General features: G+C 37.6%; 19 protein-coding genes. 1 reads left to right on the forward strand and 18 read right to left on the reverse strand.

The genetic code is table 11. The features are described 5' to 3' along the window. Positions 1–182 precede the first annotated feature (182 nt). The 17 genes from BBH99_RS20260 to BBH99_RS20335 form a co-directional block, all read right to left on the reverse strand. Positions 183–1,676 carry a complex I subunit 4 family protein gene (locus tag BBH99_RS20260; protein ID WP_066700049.1) on the reverse strand — a complete coding sequence of 498 codons (1,494 nt, stop codon included), beginning with the start codon at positions 1,674–1,676 and terminating at the stop codon, positions 183–185. A gap of 2 nt (positions 1,677–1,678) precedes the next feature. After that, the gene (gene nuoL, locus BBH99_RS20265; RefSeq protein WP_066700051.1) at positions 1,679–3,592 is read right to left on the reverse strand and encodes an NADH-quinone oxidoreductase subunit L; all 1,914 of its coding nucleotides are present in this window, start codon (positions 3,590–3,592) and stop codon (positions 1,679–1,681) included. Between the two features lie 2 nt (positions 3,593–3,594). After that, the gene (nuoK, locus tag BBH99_RS20270; RefSeq protein ID WP_065396642.1) at positions 3,595–3,924 is read right to left on the reverse strand and encodes an NADH-quinone oxidoreductase subunit NuoK; all 330 of its coding nucleotides are present in this window, start codon (positions 3,922–3,924) and stop codon (positions 3,595–3,597) included. Positions 3,925–3,928: 4 nt separating this feature from the next. Further along, entirely contained in the window at positions 3,929–4,426 is a 498-nt protein-coding gene (locus tag BBH99_RS20275; protein ID WP_066700053.1) for an NADH-quinone oxidoreductase subunit J family protein, read from the reverse strand. After that, positions 4,426–4,983, reverse strand: a complete 558-nt coding sequence (locus BBH99_RS20280) for a NuoI/complex I 23 kDa subunit family protein (RefSeq protein WP_002983553.1) — start codon at positions 4,981–4,983, stop codon at positions 4,426–4,428. Before BBH99_RS20280 ends, BBH99_RS20275 begins: the two co-directional genes overlap by 1 nt. Positions 4,984–5,054: 71 nt before the next feature. Further along, positions 5,055–5,453 carry a four helix bundle protein gene (locus BBH99_RS20285; RefSeq protein WP_066700070.1) on the reverse strand — a complete coding sequence of 133 codons (399 nt, stop codon included), beginning with the start codon at positions 5,451–5,453 and terminating at the stop codon, positions 5,055–5,057. Between the two features lie 88 nt (positions 5,454–5,541). Further along, the gene (gene nuoH, locus BBH99_RS20290) at positions 5,542–6,603 is read right to left on the reverse strand and encodes an NADH-quinone oxidoreductase subunit NuoH (protein ID WP_066700055.1); all 1,062 of its coding nucleotides are present in this window, start codon (positions 6,601–6,603) and stop codon (positions 5,542–5,544) included. Positions 6,604–6,687: 84 nt separating this feature from the next. Beyond that, complete coding sequence (locus BBH99_RS20295) at positions 6,688–7,686, reverse strand: 2Fe-2S iron-sulfur cluster-binding protein (protein WP_066700057.1); 999 nt, start codon at positions 7,684–7,686, stop codon at positions 6,688–6,690. A 41-nt stretch (positions 7,687–7,727) separates the two neighbouring features. Then, complete coding sequence (locus BBH99_RS20300) at positions 7,728–8,600, reverse strand: hypothetical protein (RefSeq protein WP_066700059.1); 873 nt, start codon at positions 8,598–8,600, stop codon at positions 7,728–7,730. Between the two features lie 5 nt (positions 8,601–8,605). Next, positions 8,606–9,964, reverse strand: a complete 1,359-nt coding sequence (gene nuoF, locus BBH99_RS20305) for an NADH-quinone oxidoreductase subunit NuoF (RefSeq protein ID WP_066700061.1) — start codon at positions 9,962–9,964, stop codon at positions 8,606–8,608. Positions 9,965–10,042: 78 nt separating this feature from the next. Next, entirely contained in the window at positions 10,043–10,552 is a 510-nt protein-coding gene (locus tag BBH99_RS20310; RefSeq protein ID WP_027373523.1) for an NADH-quinone oxidoreductase subunit NuoE family protein, read from the reverse strand. 105 nt (positions 10,553–10,657) lie between these two features. Continuing rightward, positions 10,658–11,881: an NADH dehydrogenase (quinone) subunit D gene (nuoD, locus tag BBH99_RS20315; protein ID WP_066700071.1), complete on the reverse strand. Its 1,224-nt coding sequence runs from the start codon at positions 11,879–11,881 to the stop codon at positions 10,658–10,660. Between the two features lie 72 nt (positions 11,882–11,953). Further along, the gene (locus tag BBH99_RS20320) at positions 11,954–12,448 is read right to left on the reverse strand and encodes an NADH-quinone oxidoreductase subunit C (RefSeq protein WP_066700064.1); all 495 of its coding nucleotides are present in this window, start codon (positions 12,446–12,448) and stop codon (positions 11,954–11,956) included. 6 nt (positions 12,449–12,454) lie between these two features. Further along, positions 12,455–13,015 carry an NADH-quinone oxidoreductase subunit B gene (locus tag BBH99_RS20325; protein ID WP_002983540.1) on the reverse strand — a complete coding sequence of 187 codons (561 nt, stop codon included), beginning with the start codon at positions 13,013–13,015 and terminating at the stop codon, positions 12,455–12,457. A gap of 79 nt (positions 13,016–13,094) precedes the next feature. After that, positions 13,095–13,466, reverse strand: a complete 372-nt coding sequence (locus BBH99_RS20330; RefSeq protein WP_034693436.1) for an NADH-quinone oxidoreductase subunit A — start codon at positions 13,464–13,466, stop codon at positions 13,095–13,097. A gap of 122 nt (positions 13,467–13,588) precedes the next feature. Beyond that, complete coding sequence (locus BBH99_RS22590) at positions 13,589–13,765, reverse strand: hypothetical protein (protein ID WP_165601972.1); 177 nt, start codon at positions 13,763–13,765, stop codon at positions 13,589–13,591. Positions 13,766–13,828: 63 nt separating this feature from the next. Then, positions 13,829–14,962, reverse strand: coding sequence for a GNAT family N-acetyltransferase (locus tag BBH99_RS20335; RefSeq protein WP_066700066.1), 1,134 nt, complete (start codon positions 14,960–14,962; stop codon positions 13,829–13,831). A 105-nt stretch (positions 14,963–15,067) separates the two neighbouring features. Here BBH99_RS20335 and BBH99_RS20340 point away from each other — a divergent pair, with 105 nt between their 5' ends. Next, complete coding sequence (locus tag BBH99_RS20340) at positions 15,068–15,778, forward strand: zinc metallopeptidase (protein ID WP_066700068.1); 711 nt, start codon at positions 15,068–15,070, stop codon at positions 15,776–15,778. Here the strand turns inward: BBH99_RS20340 and BBH99_RS20345 are convergent. Next, on the reverse strand, positions 15,775–16,359 hold a 585-nt coding region (locus BBH99_RS20345), incomplete at its 5' end, for an IMPACT family protein (RefSeq protein ID WP_317041507.1). The genes BBH99_RS20340 and BBH99_RS20345 overlap by 4 nt on opposite strands.

Below are 16,359 nucleotides of genomic sequence, written 5' to 3' on the forward strand. Positions count from 1 at the left end.
GCCGTTAGGAAAACAATAATTAAAACACTCATAATATAGATTTGAGATGTGAGATTTAAAGTGTAAAGTTCAAGGTTCAGAGTTTAAAGTTTCCGGTTCAAGATTTCCCGGTTCTTATTTCTTCGTCTTTCTCTTTATGCTCTCTAATCTCTTATTTTTTTAATTTTTAAATCTTTTATTTTTTAGTTAGCCATCGCTGTGTAGATAAACTTCACTGAACTGCTTACCATATCGATTACCGGTTGTGGGAAAATACCAAGTAAGATCACAAAAACCGCTAAGCTAGCCAATACAGAGAATTCTACACCAGATAAATCTTTTGCTGTGCTTAAAACTTCTACATTTCCTTCTCCGAACATTGCTTTTCCGTAGAATCTTAATAAGTACACCGCACAAAGAATTACCGTAAGACCAGCAATTACAGCTGCTGTTCCGTTGAAATCATATACTGATTTTAACAGGATAAATTCTCCGATGAATCCATTCGTCAATGGAACTCCCATTGAACCTAATATAATGATCAGGAATAAAACAGCAAACTTAGGAGCTACTTTAGCTAAACCACCCATCTGTCTGATGTCTCTTGATTTAAATCTCTTGTATAAAATATCACAGCAGTAGAATAATCCTACTACGTTGATACCGTGAGCGAAAGTCTGTACCAAGGCTCCTTCAGCACCCTCTACATTGAAAGTTCCTCTTAAAGTAACTACTGCAGAAGCGAAGATACCTGCTACCATCAATCCTACGTGAGAGAAAGATGAATAAGCGATAATTCTCTTCATATCCGTCTGGATGATCGCGATCAATGCTCCGTGAACAATTCCCACAATAGCAAGGATGATTACAATCTGACCTGAAATTCCTGCAATCGGAAGCGGAGTGATTGGAAGTAAGTAACGCATTACACCATACACAGCCATTTTAAGCATGATACCGGATAACAACATCGATCCCTGAGTAGGAGAGTAGGTATACGTATCAGGCTGCCATGTATGGAAAGGGAATACCGGTAATTTCACTGCAAAAGCAAAGAAAATGAACCAGAATACCACGGTCTGTTGTGTTTCGTTCAGTTGTGCATTGTATAGATCCGTTAAAGCGAATGATGCAGAGTGGTTGTACACATAGATCAATCCGGCTAACATAAATAAAGATCCAACGAATGTATATACGAAGAATTTCGTAGTGAATTCAAACCTTTTATTTTCCTGTCCCCAAAGTCCGGCAATAAACCAAATTGGAATCAAAGTTACTTCCCAGAAAATGTAGAACAATAATCCGTCTAAAGAAGTAAATACTCCTACAAGACCGAATTGCATCAACAGAATCAATCCGTAGAATGTATTTCTGTAGTTTACGCTTTCGTTGAAAGAAGATAAAATGATGATTGGCGCTAAAATGTTAGTCAGCAATAAAAGAAGCATGCTCATCCCATCGATACCGAAGTGAAGAGAGCTCTTCATAAATTGTGACCATGGATAATTGATCTCGTGCTGCAGTACGCTGTCTACTGTCGGAGTAAAATCAAAATCCGATAGTACATAGAACGTAAGAAGCATTTGTACCAATGCAATCCCTAGTGCCAAATATTTGCTGGAATTACTCTTCCATGCAAAAACTAATCCCGAACCTACTAGAGGTAATAGTAATAATGTTAATAATAAACAAGACATTATTATTGTAATAAAAAGTTAACAATTAATATAATTCCCACAGCTAAAGACATGATAAGAATATACGTCTCTACATTTCCGTTTTGAACACGCTTCATAGCTTTTCCGCTGTCTTCAGCACCATCACCTACAAAGTTTACAAAACGGTCTAAGATACCCTTATCAAACATTTTTCCTCCGCGTCCTAATCCTTCAACAGTTTTTACAATCAATGCGTTGTAAAGTTCGTCAACGTATAATTTCTTAGCAGAAAGCTTTTCCCATCCGGTATAGTTTTCTTCTGCCACAGCCATTTTTTTCTTTTTCACGTAGGTATTTCTAACGATGAACCATACAGAGAAGAACATAAGAACTGTTGCTGCTAATAAGATCATTTCAGTGTTGAAAGGCACTCCTGAAAGAGTAGCTTCCATCTGGCTGTAGCTTTGTTCCGTAAGAACAGGCTTTAACCATTCCATCAGTTTAGCATAGTGTCCGTGATCGATGAAGTGTGGCAGGTTGATGAAACCTCCTACTACAGAAAGGATAGCCAATACGATCAATGGTAATGTCATATTAGACGGGCTTTCGTGTAAGTGGTGTTTTTGCTCTTCAGTACCTCTGAACTCTCCGTGGAAAGTCAGGTAGTATAGTCTGAACATATATGTTGCAGTCATTGCCGCTAAAACAAATAAGATTACCCAGTAAACAGGGTTTTTAGCGAAAGCTGCTACTAAAATTTCGTCTTTAGAGATCATCCCTGATAATAGAGGGAAACCTGAAATTGCTAATGTCCCGATCAGGAATGTAGCGTGCGTAAGAGGAATATATTTTTTAAGACCTCCCATGAAACGCATATCCTGTTCGTTGCTCATCGCGTGGATTACAGAACCTGCACCTAAGAATAGTAAAGCTTTAAAGAAAGCGTGCGTCATTACGTGGAACATTGCTGTTGTATACGCTCCAAGACCTAAAGCGATGAACATAAATCCAAGCTGTGAAACAGTTGAGTATGCCAATACTTTTTTGATATCGTTCTGACGTAGTGCATAGAATCCTGCTAAAGCCGCCGTTAAGAATCCGATGAATAAAATTCCTCCCTGTACAGTTGGAGCTAATGTAAATAAGAAGTTAGATCTCACTACTAAATAGATCCCCGCTGTTACCATCGTTGCCGCGTGAATTAACGCAGAAACAGGAGTTGGTCCGGCCATCGCATCCGGTAACCAGGTATATAATGGAACCTGAGCCGATTTACCAGTAGCACCGATGAATAAACTCGCTGTGATAAAGATAATCACTGTTCCGTCTAATTCAAATTTTGAAGCGTTTTCAGCTACTGAAAGGTAATCTACAGCATTCGTCTGAGCAGCAATCATAAAGATTCCGATCAATAATGCCAGGTCACCAATTCTGTTCATGATGAAAGCTTTTCTCGCCGCTTTACCGTATTCTTCGTTGGTATACCAGAATCCGATCAATAGGTAAGAACAAAGACCTACACCTTCCCATCCGATGAATAGGATAAGGTAGTTGCTTCCCATCACTAAAAGTAACATTGAGAAGATGAAAAGATTCAGGTAAGTAAAGAACTTATAGAATCCTTTATCATGACTCATATATCCGATAGAGTATAAGTGGATCAGTGAACCGATACCCGTAATGATCATCACCATCATTAAAGACAGCTGATCAATCTGGAATCCAAAATTAATCTGAACTCCGTTTACTCTAAACCATTCAAAAGCTTTTACGATTACAGGCTGGCTTTCAGAATTGAAATTCATGAAAAGACTTACAGCAATACAGAATGATCCGAAAACCACTGCTGTTGCTAAAGAACCTACCAATATTTTTGGAAGATTTTTTCCGAATAAACCGTTAATAAGAAACCCTAAAAGTGGTAAAAGTACTATTGCATATACTAAATTCTCCATTCTTATCCTCTTAATTTATTAAATATACTAACATCTACAGAACGGGTATTTCTATACAGCATAGCAATAATTGCCAGACCTACCGCTACTTCGGCAGCAGCAACCACCATAATGAAGAACACTAAAAGCTGTCCGTCTCCGTTGCCCTTGTATGCTGAAAAAGCAGCCAATAAAAGGTTTACAGAATTAAGCATAAGCTCTACACAGCCCAGAATCACAATAGCATTTTTTCTAAGCAATACGCCCATTACTCCTAAGCAGAACAATACTGAACAAAGGATAATGAAGTAATCCAAAGGGATGCTTTGTATAAATGTATTTACTTCTCCCATAATTTTATAAATCTTTTTTACCGATTAATACCGCGCCTACAATACCTGCTAAAATCAGGATGGAAGCAAGCTCAAACGGTAAAACATATTCATTAAACAAAAGTCTACCCAGGTTTTTAGTAAGACCAACACCTCTGTCTACATTCTCAACAACAATGTGGTTTTGCTGAACTCCTCTGAATACTCCTAAAACTCCTACCAAAAGAAGACCTGCAGTAAAAACTCCAATAAATTTTAAAGTATTACCCTTCTTACTTTCGTCTGCTTTATTAAGGTTAAGCATCATCAGGATGTAAAGGAAAAGTACCATGATGGCACCTGCGTACACTATAATCTGGATAATTGCTAAGAATTGTGCATTCAGAAGAATGTACATTCCGGCAATTGAAAACATCGTAACAATTAATGACAAAATAGCATATAGAGGATTTTTTGCAAATACAAAGTACACTGCACTTGCCACTGCTAAAAACGCCACCAAGAAAAATAAAAACTGATCCATTATTTTACCGCATTTTTTTGTTTCTCGGATTGTCTTGTCGTAATGTCAATCCTTTCATTTATTTTTTCAACTAATTTATCTTTTCCGTAAATGAAAGAACCTCTGTTGGTTTCTACGTCTACCAATCTGTCTGTAAGATAGATCGCAGATTTAGGACAAGCCTCTTCACACATACCACAGAAAATACATCTCAGCATATTGATTTCATATACTGAAGCATACTTTTCTTCTCTGTAAAGATGTTTTTCCTCTTTAGTTCTTTCAGCAGCCGTCATTGTAATGGCTTCTGCAGGACAAGCTACCGCACAAAGTCCGCAAGCAGTACATCTTTCTCTGCCTTCCTCGTCTCTTTTCAAAACGTGCTGACCTCTCCAGATGGTAGTTCTTGGTTTCTGTACTTCCGGATACGAATATACTGCGGGAGCACCCTTTATCACGGTTCTTACAGCATGCTTAAATGTAATCCCCATCCCTGTAAAGATCGCAGGAAGGTAGATTTTTTCAGCAAGGGTCATTTCTTTATTGGAAACAACTTTTGATCTGTTAGTTAATTTCATTATATAATTTGAAATTTGAAGTTTGAGATTTGAAATTTAGTGTAAAATTTTATCTCCCAAACCCTTAATTATTAATTATTATTTCGTTTAAATTTATTTCCGTTATGGTCTGTCGTCTTTAAATAATTTATAAATCCTGACAGTTTTTTAGACAAAGATATTGTTTGGCTTTTTAAAAAATTAAAAACTTCTTCATCTAAATAATTTCGGTCAAAAGCTCTGATTAATTGGGAGCGTACTTCTCCTGCAGAACCTTTAGACATGGTAAGAAAGTTTATAAATTCTTTATTTCCCTCTCTTTCAAACCCTTCGGCTATATTATCCATAATTGATGCAGACGATCTGTCAATTTGATTTTTATCGTGGTTTAGAAATTTTGAATTCAACAAACATTCTTTTTGAATCAATTGACAAAGACTTCTCGACTGCTGCCATATTTCTAAATCTTCAAAATTATTTATCGTTGCCATATATTTGATATTTGAAATTATTACTCTTAAAATTACTAATTTAAAGTCAATTTGTTGAATCTCAAATTTCAAACATCAAATCTCAAATTTACTGGAACGCTAAAATTACAGCTCCTGTAATTAATAGGTTTACCAATGCCATCGGGATTAGTGTTTTCCATCCTAAGTGCATTAACTGGTCATATCTGAATCTTGGAAGCGTCCATCTGATCCACATGAAGATCAGAATTCCGATTACAGTTTTCGTTAAGAATGCCACAATGCTTAAGATTCCTGCAACGTTTTCTCCCCAGTTCTGAGTTACCCATTCAATACCAGGATAGTTGTAACCTCCGAAGAAAAGAACTACCATGAAAGCATTAGAGATAAACATGTTCACGTATTCCCCGAACATATATAAACCTAACTTCATGGAAGAGTATTCTGTAGAGTATCCGGTTACCAATTCAGATTCACACTCAGGTAAATCGAACGGGTGTCTGTTGGTTTCAGCTAAAGCTGCTACAAAGAATACAAGGAAAGCGATTGGCTGATAGAAAATATTCCAGTTCATACCAGAAACCCAAGGAATAACTCCCCATAGTTTTCCGGTAGTCTGGCTCTCAGTAATTACTTTTAAATCTAAGCTTCCAGACATCATAATGATAGAAAGAAGCGCTAATCCCATTGCCAGTTCATAAGAAATCATCTGAGAAGAAGCACGGATAGCACCTAATAATGAATATTTGTTGTTTGAAGCCCAACCTCCGATCATGATTCCGTAAACCCCGATGGAAGCCATTCCGATGATGAAAAGTACACCAACGTCAATATTAGCCACCTGAAGATCAAAAGAAGTACCTGCAATATTTAAACTTTTACCCCAAGGAATAACTGCCCCAGTGATTAGTGAAATAAACATTACTAAAGCTGGCCCCAATACGAAAAGAAATTTTTCAGCATTGGCTGGCGTAAAGTCTTCCTTAAAGAAGAATTTACCACCGTCAGCAAGAGGTTGCAGTAATCCGAAAGGTCCGGCTCTGTTAGGACCAATTCTATCCTGCATGATAGAGGCAACTTTTCTTTCCGCCCAGGTAGAGTAGGCTGCAATCGTTAATGAAAGCAGGAAAAGTGCTAATACAAGTATAAGTTTAAATGTAAGTAAATCCATTTTATTTAGATATTTAGATATCAGATACTAGATATCAGATGGTCTGAAGTCTGGAATCTGAAATCTGATGTCTTTTAATTAAAATTATTTTTCGTCTTTTTCACTGATTTCCTTAGCCATTGGATTGTCTAAAACTCTTAGCTCATCTTTAGGCTTTTCGTAGTGGTTCAATGAAATAACAGAGTGTCTGTCGATATGTCTAGGACCTTCGATATTCCAGTCTGATAATGCTTTTCTTTCAAAACGGCATGTATCACAGATGAATTCTTCAACTTCACCCCACTGGTCTTTTCTTGCAGTTACTCTTACGATTTCATCACCTTTCATCCAAACAACAGTTTTTCCAGAACACTTATCACATTTGCAAGAAGCATTCATTGGCTTTGTAAACCATACTCTGCTCGCAAAACGGGCTGTTCTGTCTGTTAATGCTCCTACAGGACAAACGTCGATAACATTTCCGATGAAGTCATTGTCTAAAGCTTTATTTAAATAGGTAGAAATTTCAGCGTGATCTCCTCTGAAAAGAATACCATGCTCTCTTTCACCTGTTAATTGGTTAGCAGCCAATACACATCTTGCACAAAGAATACAACGGTTCATGTTCAATTTGATGTGTGGTCCAAGATCGTCAGCTTCGTAAGTATTTCTTTCGAACTCTGTTCTTGTGCTTTCTACACCATGTTCATATCCTAAGTCCTGAAGGTGACATTCTCCTGCCTGGTCACAGATAGGGCAGTCTAGCGGGTGATTTACCAATAAGAACTCGGTAACCGCTTTTCTTCCTTCCTGAGCTTTCTCAGAAGTAAGGTTTTTAACTTCCATACCGTCCATTACATTCGTTCTGCAGCTTGCTACCAATTTAGGCATAGGACGAGGATCTGCTTCGGATCCTTTAGAAACTTCCACAAGACAGGTTCTGCATCTTCCTCCACTGGTTTCTAATTTGCTGTAGTAACACATAGCGGGAGGTACAGATTTACCACCAATTTGTCTTGCAGCTTCCAGAATAGAAGTACCAGGCAAAACTTCAGTAGTCTGTCCGTCTATAGTTATTTTGAATTTTTTAACTTCTTCGCTCATATCGTATGCTTTAAGCTTTATGCATTAAGCAATAGGCTTTGTTATTTATATTTCTTAGTATTAAATGTATATCCAATTCCAGCCATAATCTGTCCGAAAACAAAATCCTGCTGTGCCTTGTCTGGCTTGTTATTCAATGTAGTCTTAATATCCCACATATTGATGTAACCTGCTTTTCCTTCTACTCTTACCATTATATGATTCCAAAGCACCAGGTTAATACTGGATCTTATATCAGTTCCCATACCGGCAACGTGGAAACGGTCACTTCTTTCATTTCCAAAAAGCTTAATATTACTTTTTGGGAACATTACCCCAATTCCGGCACCATAGGACCAAACGAGATCAACGTTCTTTTTGTTGATAAGGCTTTTGTATTTTTCAAGACCTAAGTTTTCATAGTTAAGTCCGTCCGTATGTTCAAAAGTAAGGAACTTCTCATCTGCAAGGTTCACTTGCCCGTTTTGTACCATGGCTGCATATTCAGGATCTGAAATATGTCCTTTAAAGTTAACGGTTTGATCTTGATCCATCACATATTTCATGTGGTCAATCCCTAAAACAAGCGCTAAATTATCTTTAATAAAATATCCTAATCTGAAATTGTACTGCGTTACGGTAAACCAACTTGGATCAAAATAAACAAGTCCAAATTTTGTAGGTCTGTCCTGGGCAGTTACATTATTCAGCTGGAAATCATATCCATTTCCTTTAAAACGGATGTCAGAATTACTATACGCTGCTCTGTTCCATCCATAAAAAACGAACATCTGTCCTTTTTTGCTTAAAGGCTCTGGTTTTTGATAAACGGGAGTTTTAAACAAATCTGCATTATTTTCTGCTATTAAAGAATCTTTTTTTTGTCCAAAAACAAAACTCGACATCATTAAGCCGACAACAAATAATCTTTTCATTTCACCTACACATTCTTTTCAACAGCCGGGATAGGATCTGCATAATGTGCCAGTCCATAGTTTTGAGTCTGAGATAACTCAGGGTTTTTCACATGCCACTCAAATTCATCTCTGAAGTGACGAATGGCTGCTGCAACCGGCCAAGCTGCTGCATCACCCAACGGACAAATAGTATTTCCTTCGATTTTTCTCTGGATATCCCAAAGCAGATCGATGTCTTCCATTTTTCCTTCTCCTTTCTCAATTTTCTTTAAGATTTTGTACATCCATCCTGTACCTTCACGGCAAGGTGTACACTGTCCACAGCTTTCGTGGTTGTAGAATCTTGCTAAAGTCATTGTGTGTTCCACAATACACTGGTCTTCATCCAAAACGATGAAACCTCCTGAACCCATCATGGTTCCGGTAGCAAAACCTCCGTCAGCTAATGACTCATAGTTCATATATCTTGGCTCTCCGTTCACAGTTCTCAACAATAAGTTTGCTGGAACGATTGGAACAGAACTTCCTCCGGGAATACAAGCCTTTAATCTTTTTCCGTCTTTAATACCACCGCAATATTCGTCAGAGTAGATGAATTCTTCTACCGTGATCGTCATATCGATTTCGTATACACCCGGTTTGTTGATGTTTCCACAAGCAGAAATTAATTTCGTACCTGTAGATCTTCCAACTCCGATTTTAGCATACTCAGCACCTGTAATATCAATGATTGGAACAATTGCCGCAATAGACTCAACGTTATTTACCACCGTTGGTCTTTCCCAAAGACCTTTTACAGCCGGGAATGGCGGTTTTAATCTTGGGTTACCTCTTTTTCCTTCAAGGGATTCAAGCAATGCAGTTTCTTCACCGCAGATGTATGCTCCACCACCTCTCTGTACATAGATTTCAAGATCGAAACCAGTTCCTAAAATATTTTTACCTAAAAATCCTGCTGCTTTAGCTTCTTCAATTGCTTCTTCAAGGATATCCGGAATCCATGAATATTCTCCACGGATGTAGATATAAGAAGTGTTAGAACCTAAACAGTAAGATGAAATTAGCATTCCTTCAATCAATAGGTGAGGAAGGAACTCCATCAGATATCTGTCCTTGAATGTTCCAGGCTCAGATTCATCCGCATTTACCACAAGGTGTCTTGGAACGCCTTCCGGTTTTGCCAAAAAGCTCCATTTCATTCCTGTAGGGAATCCAGCTCCACCACGACCTCTTAATCCTGAAACTTTTACTTCTTCAAGAATTTCGTCAGGAGTCATTTTCAAGGCTTTTTCAGCTGCAGTATAACCTCCCTGTTTACGGTAAGTTTCAAAGTAGCGGATACCTTCTATATGTGCGTCTTTAAGTAAAAGTTTTTTACTCATTGTTTATTATGCTTTTAGCGTTCAGCTATTGGCTTGTGGCTTTTAGCTTATGGCTATTTTTAATGTGTTAAAATTTATTTAGTCTAAAGCAACCTGTCCCTGTCTGCAAAGCTCAAGGATTTCGTCTACTTTTTCTATCGTTAAATTTTCATGAAAGAACTTACCAAGCTGCATCATTGGTGCATAACCACATGCTCCAAGACATTCAGCTGGCTTTAAGGTGAACATACCGTCTTCAGTAGTTTCTCCGTCTTTAATGTTCAGTTTCGTTCTGATATGGTCAAGGATTTTTTCGCTTCCACAAACCATACAAGGTCCGGTTCTGCAAACTTCCAAAACATATTTACCTACGGGCTTCATGTTGAACATGGTATAGAAAGTAGCCACTTCATATACTTCGATCGGTTTGATACTTAATAGTCCGGCAACATAATCCATCACAGGAACATCTAACCATCCTCCGAATTCTTTCTGTGCCAAGTGAAGTACAGGAAGAAGAGCAGATTTCTGTCTTCCTTCAGGATATCTTGCGATAATTTTGTGTACCTGTGCTAAACTTTCCGGTTTAAAAGCTATTGTTTCGCTCATTTTTTATCTAAGATTTCAGATGTCAGATTTCAGACATCAGATTTTAAATTTATATGTAAAGCTAAGTGTCTAACATCTGAAATCTGATGTCTGACATCTTATTTTTTATGCGTCTAATTCTCCCGCAATAATATTCATGCTACACATCGTTACAATGGCATCTGAAATTACAGAACCTGTAATCATTTCAGGGTATGCCTGATAGTAGATGAAGCATGGTCTTCTGAAGTGAAGTCTGTAAGGGCTTCTTCCTCCGTCACTCACAAGATAGAAACCTAATTCTCCGTTTCCTCCTTCTACTGCATGGTAAACTTCACCTTTTGGTACATCAGTTTCTCCCATTACAATTTTGAAGTGGTAAATTAAAGCTTCCATTTTCTGATATACATCTGCCTTTTCAGGAAGATAGAAATCCGGAACATCCGCGTGGAATGGTCCTTCCGGAAGGTTTTCGTATGCTTGTTTGATAATTTTAATAGATTCCCAGATTTCTTGTTGACGAACCATGAAACGGTCGTAAGTATCTCCTGAAGTTCCTACAGGAATAATGAAGTCGAAATCTTCGTATGAGGAATAAGGTTGTGCAACTCTCACATCGTAATCTACACCTGCTGCACGTAAGTTAGGACCAGTGAAACCATAGCTTAATGCTCTTTCGGCAGAAATAGCTCCTGTACCGATGGTTCTGTCCATGAAAATTCTGTTTCTTTCCAATAGAGTACAGAATTCTTTGAATCTTGGTGGGAAAGTTTTTAAGAAATCTTTCAATAACTCATGGAATTTAGGAGTGAAATCTCTTTCAAATCCTCCGATTCTTCCCATATTGGTTGTCATCCTTGCTCCACAGATCTGCTCATACATATCATAAATACGTTCTCTTTCGATAAACATATAAGTAAGACCTGTAATCGCTCCTGAGTCCATTCCGGTTACCCCGTTACAGATCAGGTGGTCACCGATTCTTGCAAGTTCCATAAGAATAACACGCATATAATCTACACGCTTTGGAACTTTAACGCCAATCAGCTTTTCTACTGTCATGTGCCAACCCAAATTGTTAATGGGTGCAGAACAGTAATTCATACGGTCCGTAAGGGTAGTGATCTGAGAATAGTTTCTTCTTTCAGAAATTTTCTCAAATGCTCTGTGGATATATCCTACTGTTTGCTCAGCGTGAAGGATTCTTTCTCCGTCCATCGTTAAGACATTCTGGAAAATCCCGTGAGTAGCAGGGTGGGTAGGTCCTAGATTCAGGGTATATAATTGTCCGTCAATCTGTTCCTTACTTTCGTACTGGTTTAGTATATTAGATAATGAGTTATCTTTCATAATATATTTAGATTTGAGATTTGAAATTTGAATGGTTAACATCAAATCTCAAATATCCAATTTCAAATTTATTTATCTTCCGAACATATTATCATCCTTGTCGGTTCTTGTACCATCTTCAAGGCGATATTCTTTCAACATTGGGTGGTATCCAAGATCTTCCATATTCAGAATAGGTCTAAGATCCGGGTGTCCTTTAAATTTAATCCCATAAAAGTCATACGTTTCTCTTTCCATCCAGTTAGCACCGGCATACAGATCCGTAAGAGAGTCTACTTCGATGTTTTCTCTGGACATGAAGACCTTCAGACGTAATCTGAAGTTAGCCATCATGTTGTGGAGGTGATATACAACACCTATTTCCTTTTCAGGGAATTCTGGGTAGTGGATTCCGCATACATCGGTAAGGAAGTTGATTTCCAGTGTTGAATCTTTAAGATAATGAATGATCTTCTTGATATCTTCTTTCTTCACCTCAATCGTCAGCATTCCATAAGGTTCTGAACTTGAAATAACAGATTCCGGAAATTCTCTGGTGATTGCTTCTAATACAAATTCGTTTGTCATTTCCGTTTAGTTGCTTATGTTGTAAGAATCTAATAATTTCTGATATTCAGGCATGTCTCTTCTTCTGATGCTTTCGCTTTCTGCAAGAGCCTGTACCTGCATTACTCCTTCAATAATCTGTTCCGGTCTTGGAGGACATCCAGGAACGTAAACGTCTACCGGAATAATTTTATCAATTCCCTGAAGTACAGAATACGTATCAAAAATACCACCGCTGGAAGCACAAGCTCCAACTGCTACTACCCATTTTGGCTCAGCCATCTGAGTATATACTTCCTTCAGGACTGGCCCTAATTTCTTTGATATAGTTCCGCAAACCATCAGCATATCTGCTTGTCTTGGTGAGAAAGAGTTTCTTTCCATACCAAATCTTGAAGCATCATAAGTAGGGTTCAGGGTAGCCATAAACTCAATACCACAACAAGAGGTTGCAAATGGTAACGGCCAAAGCGAAAACTTTCTTGCCATCCCGATTACACTGCTCAGTTTTGTTGCGAAAAACCCTTCTCCTTCATAGCCTTCGGGAGCAGGTGCATCTGTTCTTATTACTGGTTTTTTATCTGACATGTTGTTTGTTTTTAGATTTTGAATTATAAATGCTGGATTATTGATTCAAAATCCATCATTCAAAACTCACCATTTACTTTTATTTATCCCAATCTAGCGCACCACGTTTCCAAACATAGAAAAACGCCACGAAGAAGATCGCAACGAACGTAAGCACGGCAAGGAATCCTTCCATACCGAATTCTCTGAAGTTTACCGCATAAGGATAAAAGAATACGATTTCAATATCGAATAGTACGAACAATACCGCAGTCAGGAAGTATTTGATAGAAAATGGTGTTCTAGCATTTCCTTCTACAGGAACCCCACATTCCCAGCTCTGGTTTTTAACAGAATTTCCTTTTTTCTGTTGTGGACCTAAGAAATGTGCTCCAAGCAATGAAACAGCGACAAATCCTACTGCTACACCTGCCTGGATTAGGATTGGAATATAACTTTCAGGTAAATTCATTTTTGCATTATTATCTCAATTTGCAAATTTAACGAATAAACAAGAAAGCATGAAATTTATCAGCTTAAAAGTCGGCTGAAAATAGAGAAATTTTACAATTTAGAATCAATAAAAATAACGAATTATTTCTTCATTTTTTTAAGAATAGAATAGGCCATCAATGCAATATATCCAAAAAGAACGCTGGCAAAAACAATGTTTATGACAGTATTTGTTCTGCCATCCTGAGATTGGAAAAAGAAATTATAAGCGATAAATCCAGCAATTAAAACAGCGAAAATGATAAGTTGTGGCTTCATAAGGGAGAGTGTGTTTGAGAGTGGGAGAGTTTTAGAGAGAATGAGTGAGGTTGTGATGACTCATCATTTACCATTTATCTCAAGCGAGTACGTTCTTCTTCTCTTATGATTCACAGGATTGTAGTCCTGCCATAAAAGTTGAATACTTTTGTTTTCTTCCAGTTCAGGATTCGTTTCCAGTGTTTTTACTCCTTTCTTCTTAAAAGTATCAAATATTTCCTTGAAAATAATAGAAGTAACTCCTCTTCTTTGATAGTCAGGATGAATACCAATCAGGTAGAAATTGGCTCTGTCGTTTTTCTTTCCAGCTCTTAAAAAATGCCACCATCCAAACGGAAGTAGTTTTCCACCGGATTTTTGCAATGCTCTGGAATAGGAAGGCATCGTAATCGCAAAGGAGATAAGGTTGTTGTTCTCGTCAGCGATGCAAACAATAAAGTCCTTGTCAATAAGTTTGAAATATTTTTCTTTGTAAGTCTTACGCTGTTCATCAGAAATAGGAGTATAGGTAGAAAGATGTTTGTAGGTTTCATCCAAAAGGTCAAACATAGCATCCACATACTGAAGAATTTCTTCTTTCGTTTTGAATCTTAAAACTTTCAACTTGTATTTCTCAGAGATCAGCTGGTTGAACTTATGAATTTTTTCAGGTAAAGAATCAGGGAATTTAATTTCAAATTCTACCCATTCCTTTTCTTTTACTAATCCCAGTTTTTCAAGATGTTTCGGATAATAATCATGGTTGTAGATGCCAATCATCGTTGCCAGTTGATCAAAACCTTTAATGAGCATTCCTGCTTTATCAAGGTTGGTAAATCCCATAGGGCCTTCGATCTTATCGATATTTTTTTCCTTGGCGTAATCAATTGCCTTTTGGATTAATGCCTGAGAAACCTCTTCATCATCAATGAAATCTATCCATCCAAAACGTACTTTTCGGATTCCTAATTCTTTTTCTTCCTTATGGTTGATAAGAACAGCAATCCTCCCAACAATTTTGTTGTTTTTATACGCCAAATACTGTTTTGCTTCAGAATATTGAAGGGCAGGATTTTCATCAGCATTCCAGATGTTGATTTCGTCATTGATAAAGGATGGAACATAGTACGGATTATTTTTGTACAGATCCATAGGAAATCTTACGAATTGCTTGAGCTGGCCGGGAGTTTTTACTTCAATAATTGAAACTGTTGACATGTTTTTTGAGAGTAATTTGAGGACAAATATAAATAATAAAATTGTATACTTTGGCACAGTTTTTATATCATTATGGTTAAAAATTGAACACAAAATCTAAATAAAATGGCGGGTTATTATATCATTATTGGTATTTCAATGCTGGTGAGCTGGTGGGTTTCGTCCAGGTTGAAATCAAAATTTGAATATTATTCCAACGTACATCTTCGAAACGGTCTTTCGGGGAAAGAAGTAGCGGAAAAAATGTTGAGAGATAACGGGATTAATGATGTTCAGGTAATATCAGTTCCCGGACAGCTAACGGACCACTATAATCCGGCAGATAAAACAGTAAATCTTTCAGAAGGCGTTTATATGCAGAGAAATGCAGCGGCAGCAGCCGTGGCAGCTCACGAATGCGGACATGCCGTACAACATGCAGTAGGATATTCAATGCTGAACTTGCGTTCAAAATTGGTTCCTGTTGTTAATATTAGTTCCAATCTGATGCAGTTTGTCCTTATTGCAGGTATTGCTATAATGGCGGCAACCAGAACAGTAGATAATCCAAATGGTAACACAGCGATTCTGGCTATTGGTGTAGCAATGTTTGCTGTAACTACTCTGTTTGCTTTTGTAACTTTACCTGTAGAGTACGATGCAAGTAACAGAGCAATGAAATGGCTTAAAGATACAGGTACTGTAACTGCTGAAGAGTTTGTAGGAGTCCAGGATAGTTTAAAGTGGGCAGCAAGAACGTATGTAGTAGCCGCTTTAGGATCTTTAGCTCAGCTTCTTTACTGGGGATCTTTGCTTCTCGGTGGAAGAAGGGATTAATCATTAAATTCAAATGAAACATATTGCATCTCAGATAATTTTTCTGAGATGCTTTCTTTTTGTGCCAGCTTTAATGAGGCTGTAAGAATGCAGTTCTCATTCGCATCAAAGTTGATAACCTTGGCATCATATTTTGACAGTAAAGTGAAAATGGTATTCTGCTGATTGAAGTTGAACTGGATTTCAATTTCAGTTTCCAGTTCTCTTGTGATGATATTGGCTTCTTCCAGTGTGATCTTTGCAGATTCCTTATAGGCTTTTACTAAACCTGAAACCCCCAGTTTAGTTCCACCATAATAACGAACTGAAATAACAAGAACATTGGTGATTTCGTTAGCTAATAACTGGTTGTAAATAGGTAGTCCGGCGCTTCCTGAAGGTTCGCCATCATCATTAGCACGATAATTTTCACCATTCAATCCCATTCTGAAAGCATAGCAATGGTGGGTTGCCTTTGGATGTTCTTCCCTGATTTTTTCCAATGCTGCTTTTAATTCTTTTTCATTGGTGACCGGGAAGGCAAATCCGATAAATTTGCTTCCTTTTTCTTTTAATAAAGTATTTTCTATGGGTTTTTCTAT

This window comes from Chryseobacterium contaminans (assembly GCF_001684955.1).
Lineage (GTDB): Bacteria > Bacteroidota > Bacteroidia > Flavobacteriales > Weeksellaceae > Chryseobacterium > Chryseobacterium contaminans.

What these genes read in the sequence shown, in the direction of transcription:
- BBH99_RS20295 (WP_066700057.1), bottom strand. Translation starts at nt 7,686, where the DNA reads ATGAGCGAAGAAGTTAAAAAATTCAAAATAACTATAGACGGACAGACT.
- BBH99_RS20310 (WP_027373523.1), bottom strand. Translation starts at nt 10,552, where the DNA reads ATGAGCGAAACAATAGCTTTTAAACCGGAAAGTTTAGCACAGGTACAC.
- BBH99_RS22590 (WP_165601972.1), bottom strand. Translation starts at nt 13,765, where the DNA reads ATGAAGCCACAACTTATCATTTTCGCTGTTTTAATTGCTGGATTTATC.
- BBH99_RS20300 (WP_066700059.1), bottom strand. Translation starts at nt 8,600, where the DNA reads ATGAAAAGATTATTTGTTGTCGGCTTAATGATGTCGAGTTTTGTTTTT.
- nuoF (WP_066700061.1), bottom strand. Translation starts at nt 9,964, where the DNA reads ATGAGTAAAAAACTTTTACTTAAAGACGCACATATAGAAGGTATCCGC.
- BBH99_RS20325 (WP_002983540.1), bottom strand. Translation starts at nt 13,015, where the DNA reads ATGTCAGATAAAAAACCAGTAATAAGAACAGATGCACCTGCTCCCGAA.
- BBH99_RS20335 (WP_066700066.1), bottom strand. Translation starts at nt 14,962, where the DNA reads ATGTCAACAGTTTCAATTATTGAAGTAAAAACTCCCGGCCAGCTCAAG.
- nuoK (WP_065396642.1), bottom strand. Translation starts at nt 3,924, where the DNA reads ATGGGAGAAGTAAATACATTTATACAAAGCATCCCTTTGGATTACTTC.
- BBH99_RS20285 (WP_066700070.1), bottom strand. Translation starts at nt 5,453, where the DNA reads ATGGCAACGATAAATAATTTTGAAGATTTAGAAATATGGCAGCAGTCG.
- BBH99_RS20340 (WP_066700068.1), top strand. Translation starts at nt 15,068, where the DNA reads ATGGCGGGTTATTATATCATTATTGGTATTTCAATGCTGGTGAGCTGG.
- BBH99_RS20320 (WP_066700064.1), bottom strand. Translation starts at nt 12,448, where the DNA reads ATGACAAACGAATTTGTATTAGAAGCAATCACCAGAGAATTTCCGGAA.
- BBH99_RS20280 (WP_002983553.1), bottom strand. Translation starts at nt 4,983, where the DNA reads ATGAAATTAACTAACAGATCAAAAGTTGTTTCCAATAAAGAAATGACC.
- BBH99_RS20260 (WP_066700049.1), bottom strand. Translation starts at nt 1,676, where the DNA reads ATGTCTTGTTTATTATTAACATTATTACTATTACCTCTAGTAGGTTCG.
- BBH99_RS20275 (WP_066700053.1), bottom strand. Translation starts at nt 4,426, where the DNA reads ATGGATCAGTTTTTATTTTTCTTGGTGGCGTTTTTAGCAGTGGCAAGT.
- BBH99_RS20330 (WP_034693436.1), bottom strand. Translation starts at nt 13,466, where the DNA reads ATGAATTTACCTGAAAGTTATATTCCAATCCTAATCCAGGCAGGTGTA.
- nuoL (WP_066700051.1), bottom strand. Translation starts at nt 3,592, where the DNA reads ATGGAGAATTTAGTATATGCAATAGTACTTTTACCACTTTTAGGGTTT.
- nuoH (WP_066700055.1), bottom strand. Translation starts at nt 6,603, where the DNA reads ATGGATTTACTTACATTTAAACTTATACTTGTATTAGCACTTTTCCTG.
- nuoD (WP_066700071.1), bottom strand. Translation starts at nt 11,881, where the DNA reads ATGAAAGATAACTCATTATCTAATATACTAAACCAGTACGAAAGTAAG.